This window comes from Brevibacillus nigriterrae (assembly GCF_049846925.1).
Taxonomy (GTDB): domain Bacteria; phylum Bacillota; class Bacilli; order Brevibacillales; family Brevibacillaceae; genus Brevibacillus_H.
In genome coordinates this window covers 20896-27985 of the sequence record NZ_JBNCMT010000050.1, presented here as the reverse complement: position 1 = coordinate 27985, position 7090 = coordinate 20896, and the positions used below count along the sequence as shown (strand labels likewise).

Sequence of the window (7090 nt, the reverse complement as noted above, 5' to 3'; positions counted from 1 at the left end):
GCGCAGTTTATATGCAACTTCGAAATATCGAATTGTGCAGGAAGGGGGAAGCAGGTTCAGTAGTGATAAATGGAGCCAAGTCAGAGGCAGGCGCTGCGGTGTTTGGCCAAGGCAGTTTTCCCCCGATCCGAATTCAGGTGCCAGCTTCACCACAGTACACACCTGCTCAACCGGAAAGCAAAGAGCAGATCGTAGAAGGTTTGAACATGGTTCTGGCCAAAATGAAGGAGATGGGGCCAACATTGGAGGAAATATCACCGCAGATGACTGTAGCCCATCCCCGATTGGGAGAGCTGAACGCAAAGGAATGGTTTTCCCTTGTTGAAATGCATTACCGCCATCACCTTCACCAGAAGGATCGATTGAAACAGTTTTTAGAAACCATTTAAAAATAAAATGAAGCAAAAAACACCCCCTACAGGCACGATAGCTGTGGGGGTGTGTCTCTTGTTAGCTGATTTATTTCTGTGCGACAAGCTCAGGTTCCGTAGTAGAAGAAGAGCATGTGCTTGGCGTGATAATCGCCTCTGTACGGAAGATGCGCTGACCACGTCCGGCAAAACGTTGCTCATATTCGGTCATTACATTCTGTTCTGCCAATTCGGATTGGTGCAAATCAAATGTGATATGACGAAGCTGGAACTGCTCATGAGACAGTTCATTCAGAGAGAATTCAAATAGAGACTCGTTGTCTGTCTTGATGTGGAGTTCACCATTCGGTCTCAATACCTGTTTATACATTTGCAAGAAAGCACGGTACGTGAGACGACGTTTGAAATGGCGTTTCTTGGGCCATGGATCACTGAAGTTGAGATATAGTCGATCCAACTCACCATCAGCAAAAATATTTGGCAAAAGAGTCGCATCATACTGGGTTAATACAAGGTTCGGAATATCACGAAACTCTGTCCGTTGTGCCGTCCGATAAATCACCTCTGCCTGTTTTTCCAGTGCGATGAAATTAATTTCTGGGTGGCGTTCAGCCAAGGTCGTAATGAAACGGCCTTTTCCACAGCCAATTTCGAGATGAATCGGGTTGTTGTTATGAAAACGCTCATGCCAGCGTCCTTTAAACAGAGTAGGATCTTGTACAAAAGTGGGATACTGTAGAAGTCTTTCCTCTACACCGGGAATATTACGTAAACGCATAGAAGCCTCCTATGAGTCGAAATCAAAGTGCTCTATTAAGTATAACGTGAGGCTGATAGGTTGCAAGACAAAATACTTTCCTTTTGGACTATTTATTTTTCACTGGATGACGATATACAATGGGTAGATGAGAAATGATTGGTAGGGGGAAAAAGCGTGGGATTCCAATTAAATAGAAATGAGCTAACAAAAAGTGGACGAGTCATATTGGGTGGTTGGGTAGAACAGGCACTTGTACAACTGGAGCAAGCGATTCAGGAACTGGAGAAATATGCTGGTTCTCACACGCAAATTGTACAGCGTGGTCGCATCATAGCGCTTCGTTCCACTGATAATGCACGGATGTATTCTGCGTTCAAGGCAGCATTATATCTCGGAAAATATGACGACATGGATAACACAGAGCGTTTCCTGAGCAAAATGGTCAAGGCACACCATTCGTATGAACCGATCCGTGGTGAGAGCATCTTGTTCCTGTTTATTGGGGTGGGAAAACCAGTTTATGATCACATGGTAACCTACACGGTAGGTAGACCAACCCGGATTGCAGGAGGACAGCGTGCCAACCTTCCTTGGGGATATGAGGTGCCAGCGGAAGCGAAAAATCCGCAAGCCTATATCGAGCGTGCGATGCCGCTCATCCAGGAAGTCGTCGACTTGACCAAACGAGATTCCGATAAAGAACAAATGCAGGCCGCTCGCTCCTTGTTGCCAGTAGGCTATATCATGCCGCCGTTCCTTATGGAATTTAGTGAAGAAGCACTGATCAAGAGTGTTTTCCGTCAGCGCCTGTTTGAGCGTGGCGCACAGGGTGCGACGGTAGATGTAGTTGCTGACATGTGGGAATGCTGCATGGCGCTTGATCCGCAGAAGTGGGAAACGCTTAAGGATTATCACGGCCCGCACACGATTGCATGGGAAAAAGCGATGCGTACCTTGCGAGATAAGGAATATACAATTGCTGATGTGCTCGCTTTGGCTGGTCAAAGTGTGGAAGAGGCAGATCTTGGATCGACCAAATTATATGATCTTTTACTACAAACAGTAGGTAAAGAAGCGCCGACGATGTGGGAGAAGATGAACAAGTAAGGAAAATGACTCTCTGCCCAAAATGGTATATGATGGTACATAACGACATGGCAGGGAGGCACAGATCATGGACAATACATCAATTGGCAAACGCAAGATCAGCAGAGTTTGGAACGTAATTCCTCGTCCTGGCAGAGGAACTCATCTGCAAGTAGGTCAGGTATTGGAACCAGGCAACTGGAGAGAGACCGATCCATTCTTGTTTCTGGCGGAGGATTGGTTCCAGCAAGGAACGTTTGATTTCCATCCACACCGTGGTATTGAGACGGTCACCTTTATCCTTGAGGGGAAGCTGAAACACGAAGATAACCACGGGGGATATGGTGTGCTTGAGCCGGGTGATGTGCAGTGGATGACGGCAGGGCGAGGAATCATTCATTCCGAAGATCCTATGCCAGGCGAAACGGTTCACAGCCTCCAACTCTGGGTGAACCTTCCTAAAGCCAATAAAATGGATGCCCCCCGTTATCAGGATATTCGTGTGGGTGACGTACCTATCCGTCAGGAACAAGGGGCATTTGTCAGGGTTTACTCCGGTACATCAGGAAATATCTCTTCACCTACGCACACCACGGTACCTGTCACTTACGTAGAACTGGTGCTGGAAGCAGGAGCAATGCTAGACCAAGAACTTCCTGGCAGCTACAATGGCTTCATCTATGTACTGGAGGGAAGCGGCTTCTTCGGTGTAGATGAAACACATGGAGAACAAAGGCAGGTTCTCTGGCTAGGAGTTAGCGAGTCTGAAGAAAGTCAAATTACCATTCGTGCGGATAAACCGTTGCGAGCGATTTTGATTGCTGGCGAACCTGTAAAAGAACCAGTCGTTGCCTACGGTCCATTCGTTATGAATACAGAAGAGGAAATCAAACAGGCATTCGAAGATTACCATACAGGCAAGTTCGGCCCAATTCCTCAATAAACTATATGCTTTGTGCCAACTCTGCAATCCGCTGGTTGGCATTTTTATTATACAATCCGCCGTGATAGCAGATGATGGACTGGATGTCGTATTCCATCAGCTTCTTCAGAGACTTTCGTGCTGCTGCCATATCCAATGTATACTGCGGCTCGGGCCCGATTAATTGACCATCTACAATACCGAGAGCATCTCCAGCAATTAATGTCTTGCTCTGTTTATGATACAAGCTGATATGGCCTGGTGTATGCCCAGGGGTGTCGATTCCAACGATTCCTCCGCAAAAAGGCAGATCTTCGCCATCAGCAACTGTACGATCTACAGGTGAGGCAGGTGGGTTCTCAAGTATCGCTTTGAAGGCCTTTCGCCACTCATCAGGGACATGTGGTGGAATCAGTTCATCAATTTTTGCCAGTGCTTCTGGAGATAATTTAATCAGTCTTTTTTCACCTTGTATGTAGGGCTTTTCGATCTCACTCGCCAGGACTTCAATCTTGTGAGAAGATTCTGCGAGAATGCCAGGCAAGCTGCCGATATGGTCTATATCCTGGTGAGTGAGTATGACTTTGTCAAGCGAGTCAAACGGCACTCCAGCTTTCTCGATTTCAGCACGAAAGAGGGGAAGTTGTCCGGGATAGCCAGTATCGATCAATATAACTTCGTTCTCATCCCAAATGAGAGTAGGATGGATTGTACTCTGTTCTCCAAGAATATTGGCCGTAATCTCTAGCATTTCAACACCGCTTGCTACTTTCATCGAATCCCTCCATGCAAATCTTTTGAAAACAAATGGTAAGGATAGGATAATGGAGCAGTACCTTTTAGTCAAATGATAAATATTTAATCATAACATAAAAATAAATTTTTGTCAAGGGATAATTGTGAGGTAAAAATGATCTCTATAAACCAAAACTCCACGACAGCTATCATTGTTGTGCACGAAATATATGGACTCAATCAATATATGAATGATTATTGTGAAAAGCTTGCCCGACAAGGATTCGATGTATATTGTCCGGATTTATTGCAACGAGCTTCACATTATGAATACTCGGAGGAACCGACCGCATATGTTAACTTTGTAGAGAAAATAGGTTTCACACACTCAAATTCCATGATTCGTCGTTTGATAGGCGAGATCAGGAATCAATATAAATATGTGTTTGTAATCGGATTTAGTGTAGGAGCAACTGTTGCCTGGGTTTGTAGCAGTGATGCTCGAGTCGATGGAATCGTTGGCTATTATGGTTCACGTATACGAGACTTTTTGGAGATAACTCCCCAATGTCCTGTTCTCTTGATTTACGGGCAAAGTGAAAAATCAGTGGATGTCGATCAATTGACAGGAGTGTTACGGCTCAACAAAAATATTACGATTCAGAGATTCGACGGGGAACATGGATTTGCTGACTGGTACTCCCCAAAATACAACGAGGGAGAAGGGAAAAGAGCCTGGTACGGGGTACTGGATTTTATTCAATTAATCAGGAGGGATCATTCCATGGATCAAAACATTGCTATTCGCCAGGCTGTGCTTGATTCAGCAACCGGTTTGACCGAACTGCAGTTTCATCAAAAACCGGCAGAAGATGATTGGAGTGTCAAGCAGGTGATGGAGCATCTTGTCTTGTTTGATCGAATTCTTCTGGAAAGAATGAAAGACGCTCTGGAGCAACCAGATATGCAACTGGATCAAAAGGATTTAAGTCCATCTGCTGACCGTTCTCGCCGAGTAAAGTACCCGGAGAGCATGAAGCCATCAGATGAGGATGTCCCGCTCGAAGTGCTGCAGGCACAATTGCGTGAGTCCCATCAGGAACTTGTCGATTTCTACCATCAGTTGCAAAATAAGAATGTCTTGCAGCGAAAGGGGATACCTCACGAAAGATATGGCGAAATGAGCGTGGCTCAATGGATCGAGCTGGCGGCGGTACACGATCAACGTCACTTGCAGCAAATTCAAGATATTCGTTCGACCATTGGTATTTGATGAAAGAAAAAAGCAGTCAAAACGTTTTCGGACGTCTGACTGCTTTTTTACTAAAGTTGCTGTTTTTTCTAGATCTTCAGGATTCCACCCATGCTTGCATTCGTAACGAGCTTGGAATAGCGTGCGAGATAACCTGTTTTTACTTTCGGTTCAAATCCAGCCCAGCTTGCCTGTCTCTTGGCAAGTTCTTCAGGAGAGATTTGAAGCTCAATAGAACGCTCTTCAATATCGACACTGACGATGTCACCATCCTGGACGAAGGCGATTGGGCCGCCCTCTGCTGCTTCCGGTGAAACGTGACCAATACTGATTCCTCTCGACGCCCCTGAGAAACGGCCGTCCGTAATCAGAGCGACCTTGGTTCCCAAGCCCATACCAGCGATCTGGGAAGTAGGTGCAAGCATCTCAGGCATTCCTGGCCCGCCTTTTGGACCTTCATAACGGATAACAACTACATGGCCTTCCTTAACCTTGCCATTTGCAATACCTGCCAATGCTTCCTCCTGGGAGTCAAAGCAGACCGCAGGACCAACATGGCGCTTGATAGAAGGATCGACAGCGGCTGATTTGATAACAGCACCTTGTGGAGCCAGATTACCGTAAAGTACAGCCAATCCCCCTTTTTCACTGTATGGATTGTCTAATCGACGAATGACTTGATCATTCAGAATTTCAGCTTCGGCTATATTTTCACCCAAGGTTTTGCCAGTTACTGTGATTCGATCCGTATGGATGGCACCCGGCTTGCGAGAAAGCTCATTCAGAATCGCTGATACGCCACCTGCATTATGACAATCCTCAATGTGGTAGTCAGAAGCTGGGCTTAATTTGCAAAGATGTGGAATGCGTTCTGCTACTTGGTTGATGCGCTCAATCGGGTATTCATAACCGGCTTCCTGAGCGATTGCCAATGTGTGCAGTACCGTATTCGTAGAACCACCCATAGCCATATCAAGGGCAAAGGCGTCATCGAGGGCATCCAGTGTGACGATGTCTCGCGGTTTGATATCTTTTTCAATCAGATGCATGAGGTGGGCAGCAGAGGCTTTGACCAACTCACGTCTCTCTGGAGAAGTAGCTAACGTTGTTCCGTTGCCTGGCAGGGCTATACCAAGTGCTTCTGCCAAACAGTTCATGGAGTTGGCGGTAAACATGCCCGAACAGGAGCCACACGTTGGGCATCCGAATTGCTCCAATTCCTGAAGCTGTTCGTCATTAATCAAGCCAGCCTGATAGGAACCAACACCTTCGAAAACAGAGGCGAGCGAGATAGCACGTCCATCTGAGGTTTTACCTGCTGCCATCGGACCACCAGTGACGAAAACAGTCGGGATATTTACACGAAGAGCACCCATTATCATGCCGGGTGTGATCTTGTCACAGTTGGGAATACAGATCAGACCGTCGAACCAGTGAGCGGCAACAACTGTTTCCAGGCTGTCAGCGATAATCTCACGGCTTGGCAGCGAATAGCGCATACCGATGTGGCCCATGGCAATTCCGTCGTCTACACCAATTGTATTGAACTCGAACGGTACTCCTCCAGCAGCTCGTACGGCTTCCTTCACGATATGTCCGAATTCCTGGAGATGCACGTGGCCTGGGATAATGTCGATATAGGAGTTGCAAATCGCAATGAACGGTTTATCAAAATCTTCCTCACGAACTCCGGCAGCACGAAGCAAGCTTCGATGAGGTGCTCGGTCAAATCCTTTTTTAATCATGTCGCTTCGATGTGTAGTCACTCTCCAACCCTCCAGCTCTTAAAGAGGATATCCAAAAAGTTTGTCCTCCTTTTTGAATTTCTCTTTATATATTTCAATTATCTTACCACTTGGGTAAATGATTGAACAACCCAAAAAGTCTGAACATTCGCTCAGGAAAATCGTTTGTAACTTTCTCCTGACTTTGGTCGTATAAGTTTATGTAGAACAATCAGAAGG

At 46.1% G+C, this 7090-nt stretch carries 7 protein-coding genes; 4 read left to right on the top strand and 3 right to left on the bottom strand.

Translation table 11 applies throughout. The features are described 5' to 3' along the window. On the top strand, nt 1-389 hold a 389-nt coding region (locus ACPW7N_RS24855; protein WP_425654385.1), incomplete at its 5' end, for a DinB family protein. A gap of 70 nt (nt 390-459) precedes the next feature. On the opposite strand, the gene trmB is transcribed toward ACPW7N_RS24855, so the two are convergent. Beyond that, the gene (gene trmB, locus ACPW7N_RS24850; protein ID WP_425654382.1) at nt 460-1149 is read right to left on the bottom strand and encodes a tRNA (guanosine(46)-N7)-methyltransferase TrmB; all 690 of its coding nucleotides are present in this window, start codon (nt 1147-1149) and stop codon (nt 460-462) included. Between the two features lie 156 nt (nt 1150-1305). On the opposite strand from trmB, the gene ACPW7N_RS24845 reads away from it, so the two are divergent. After that, entirely contained in the window at nt 1306-2238 is a 933-nt protein-coding gene (locus tag ACPW7N_RS24845; protein WP_425654380.1) for a hypothetical protein, read from the top strand. Between the two features lie 67 nt (nt 2239-2305). Next, nucleotides 2306-3160 carry a pirin family protein gene (locus tag ACPW7N_RS24840; RefSeq protein WP_425654377.1) on the top strand — a complete coding sequence of 285 codons (855 nt, stop codon included), beginning with the start codon at nt 2306-2308 and terminating at the stop codon, nt 3158-3160. A gap of 1 nt (nt 3161) precedes the next feature. On the opposite strand, the gene ACPW7N_RS24835 is transcribed toward ACPW7N_RS24840, so the two are convergent. Continuing rightward, nucleotides 3162-3914 (bottom strand): MBL fold metallo-hydrolase, encoded by a 753-nt coding sequence (locus ACPW7N_RS24835; RefSeq protein ID WP_425654374.1) that lies wholly within the window; start codon nt 3912-3914, stop codon nt 3162-3164. Between the two features lie 135 nt (nt 3915-4049). Here ACPW7N_RS24835 and ACPW7N_RS24830 point away from each other — a divergent pair, with 135 nt between their 5' ends. Then, on the top strand, nt 4050-5147 hold the full coding sequence (locus ACPW7N_RS24830; protein ID WP_425654372.1) for a dienelactone hydrolase family protein: 1098 nt from the start codon (nt 4050-4052) through the stop codon (nt 5145-5147). Nucleotides 5148-5215: 68 nt separating this feature from the next. Here the strand turns inward: ACPW7N_RS24830 and ilvD are convergent, their stop codons facing one another. Continuing rightward, nucleotides 5216-6892, bottom strand: a complete 1677-nt coding sequence (ilvD, locus tag ACPW7N_RS24825) for a dihydroxy-acid dehydratase (protein WP_425654369.1) — start codon at nt 6890-6892, stop codon at nt 5216-5218. Nucleotides 6893-7090 lie beyond the last annotated feature (198 nt).